Origin of the sequence: Protofrankia sp. Cr1 (assembly GCF_963555865.1) — a bacterium.
GTDB lineage: Bacteria > Actinomycetota > Actinomycetes > Frankiales > Frankiaceae > Protofrankia.
This window is the reverse complement of sequence record NZ_CAUVXO010000035.1, coordinates 24,005-26,167: the sequence shown is the minus strand read 5'-3', so window position 1 is coordinate 26,167 and position 2,163 is coordinate 24,005. Positions and strand designations below refer to the sequence as shown.

General features: G+C 67.8%; 2 protein-coding genes. Both read right to left on the bottom strand.

Annotation, left to right across the window (positions count from 1 at the left end):
- Nucleotides 1–1,611, bottom strand: a 1,611-nt coding sequence (locus tag U9980_RS05710; protein WP_322766982.1) for a chromosome segregation SMC family protein, incomplete at its 3' end; no start/stop codon positions are given.
- 171 nt (nucleotides 1,612–1,782) lie between these two features.
- Nucleotides 1,783–1,977: a hypothetical protein gene (locus U9980_RS05705; RefSeq protein WP_322748316.1), complete on the bottom strand. Its 195-nt coding sequence runs from the start codon at nucleotides 1,975–1,977 to the stop codon at nucleotides 1,783–1,785.
- Nucleotides 1,978–2,163: the final 186 nt, after the last annotated feature.

Below are 2,163 nucleotides of genomic sequence, written 5' to 3'. Positions count from 1 at the left end.
GGCCTCGGCCCCCGGCTCGACCGTCAGCACAGCCGCAAGGCGGCCCAGGACACCGGTGGGTCCCGTGGGTCCGTCCGGCTGGGCGGCAGCGGCGTCCAGCAGCGCGGCAGCGCCGTCCTTCGGCGTCAGCGACAGGGTGAGAGCCTCCCGCCGGGCCTGCCAGGAGGCCCGATCGCGTTCCGCGGAACGCTCCTGCGAACGCAGACTCTCCAACCGCGTTGTGGCCTCGGCATGGACCGCCACGGCCTCGGCGTGCCTCGACGCCAGCTCGGAGCGGGTCGTCTGGATCCGCGCGAGCTCCGAGCTCACAGTGACGCGCTGCTCGCTCGTTTCGCCGCCGCGGTATCGAGCGGCGTCCACCGCCTCGGACATCCGGACGATCTCAGTTTCGGCGCTGCTGGCACGGGACCGCGCGGCCTCCACCCGTCCGGCCAGCCGGGCCAGGTTCTCCCGCCGGCTCGACGCCTCTCGCGCGGCAGCGATGAGCGCCTTTTCCTCACCGGCCAGCGCGGCTTCAAGCTCGGACCGGCGGGCGACGACCTCAGCGAGACTGTCGCGATCGGCATCCAACCGCACACCGAGAGCATTCTCCTGCTCCCGGACGGCCGCCGCCTCCTGTTCCAGCTGTTCGGGGTCTCGCCCACCGCGAGGTTCCTCCGCGCCGGAGCGCAGCAGCCGGACCCGTTCGGCGGCAAGTGACCGGGTGCCCCGGATGCGTTCCCGCAGGGAGGCCAGGGCATGCCACACCTCGCCTGCGGCGACGGCCTGGGGGGTCACCGCGGCAAGCTCGGCCTCCAGGACCTGCTCACGCTGCTGACCGTCGGTATGGGCACGCCCGGCCGTGGCGAGACGGCTCCGCAGCGCTTCTTCGTCCCTGATGTCGGACGCGATGTCACCACGCGCCGTGACGATGTCGTCGGCCAACAGGCGCAGCCGCGAGTCACGCACCGCCGCCTGGATGACGCCGGCCTTGCGGGCGATTTCCGCCTGCCGGCCCAGCGGACCCAGCTGGCGCCGCAGTTCGGCGGACAGGTCGGTCAGGCGAGTGAGATTGGCGGCCATCGCCTCCAGCTTGCGCAGGGCTTTTTCCTTGCGCTTGCGGTGCTTGAGGACACCGGCAGCTTCCTCCACAAAGGCGCGCCGGTCCTCCGGACGGGCGTGCAATACCGCGTCCAGCTGGCCCTGACCGACGATGACGTGCAGCTCACGGCCGATTCCGGAGTCGCTCATGAGCTCCTGGATGTCCAGCAGCCGACACGTGCTCCCGTTGATCGTGTATTCGCTCTCACCACTACGGAACATCAGGCGACCGACCGTCACCTCGCTGTAGTCGATGGGCAGGGCGCCGTCGGTGTTGTCGATGGTGAGCAGAACCTCGGCACGGCCCAGTGGTGGGCGCGACGGTGTGCCGGCGAAGATGACGTCCGACATCGTCCCGCCACGCAGTGCCTTCGCACCCTGCTCGCCGAGTACCCATGCCATCGCGTCGACGACGTTGCTCTTACCGGAGCCGTTCGGCCCCACAACGCAGGTGATGCCGGGTTCGAGGTGCAGGGTCGTCGAACTCGCGAACGACTTGAAACCCCGCAGGGTGAGGCTCTTGAGATGCACCTGTCTCCGGAGCTGTCGGAGTGGACGCGGGCCGCTGGCACCGACGGACGATCAGACACCAACGATACCGCCCGCCAGGCGCCTGATTCGGCGAATGGGGCCCTGGCAGCACGAAGGGACGTTCCCCACAAGGAGAAACGTCCCTTAACTCCCGCTACGGATTCGGGAGGATCAGGTCAGCGCGGGCTCTGCTTCAAGCGCGCGAAGTTCGTCAGAGACATCAACGCCTTCAAGTGCATCGTTAAGAGCACGGGAACGCGCGAGCTCATCTTCCAGTTCTGCTACACGTGCACGAAGTCGGCGTACCTCATACGACAAACGAATATCGTTGCCAGAGCCGACGTGGCCGAAAAGGGCCTTCGCCATGATGGTGGTCCTCCACGATGAGTGACCGAGCGGGTGCGGGGCGCGCTGCGACCTGGTCGATGGAACCGGAACAGATCACACGACGCGCCAGACAATGAACTCAGGATCGCACGCCAAGTGGCCGAAAGTCAAGACGATGCCATACCCCGGCGGCAGCCGATGGCATTTTGTCGAGATGAGGACACA